The organism is Nocardia africana NBRC 100379 (assembly GCF_001612635.1).
GTDB classification, from domain to species: domain Bacteria; phylum Actinomycetota; class Actinomycetes; order Mycobacteriales; family Mycobacteriaceae; genus Nocardia; species Nocardia africana.
This window is the reverse complement of sequence record NZ_BDAV01000091.1, coordinates 1-714: the sequence shown is the minus strand read 5'-3', so window position 1 is coordinate 714 and position 714 is coordinate 1. Positions and strand designations below refer to the sequence as shown.

The 714-nt window shown below is 64.4% G+C and carries 1 protein-coding gene; it reads left to right on the top strand.

The features are described 5' to 3' along the window. Positions 1–168 precede the first annotated feature (168 nt). On the top strand, positions 169–714 hold a 546-nt coding region (locus tag NA3_RS35425), incomplete at its 3' end, for a beta-ketoacyl-[acyl-carrier-protein] synthase family protein (RefSeq protein ID WP_218021968.1).

Below are 714 nucleotides of genomic sequence, written 5' to 3'. Positions count from 1 at the left end.
CTGCGGCACACCGGTTCTCCCGACCCGGCCGGTATCTCATTGCAGATCAGCGAATTCCACAGCCCACACGCCATCCTCGTCGCTTACGCCATCAACAACGCCAGCGCGGAATGCAGATAACCATCAGTGTCACAACACTTTCCAAGGCAGAACACCATGCGCGTTTTCATGACCGGAATAGCCCACATCACCGGCGACCCGCGGCCGATCACAGATATAGAACCCATTGCCGCCGAGCCAGGACTGGTCGACGCCCTACACGAGGTCGGACTCTCCAGCTACCGCCACGCTCGTGACTCGCCCATCGACATGGCCACCGCCTGTATCGCGGAAACGCTCGACCACTCGCGGGTGCCGGCGTCTGGGATCGACCTTCTCATGCTCGCCTCCTCCACCATCGGGTTCGGCCAGATCGAAAACACCGAACTGTTGCGACTGAGTGAGCGTTTCGGCCTCAGCCACGCCACACCGATCGGGGTCTCGGCCGCCGAATGCGCCAACTTCGGCACCGCGCTACATCTCGCCCGCACCCTCGTCGCGTCCGGCGAGGCCCGCACCGTGCTGCTGGTCACCACCGACGCGTGCACCACACCCGAGCAGCGCCTGCTCCGCCAAGTCAACTCCGTCGTCAGCGACGGCGCCGCATCCTGCCTCATCACCACCGAACCCGCCCGCATCGAAATCCTCGCCACCGCCACCGCCACCAACCAGCTC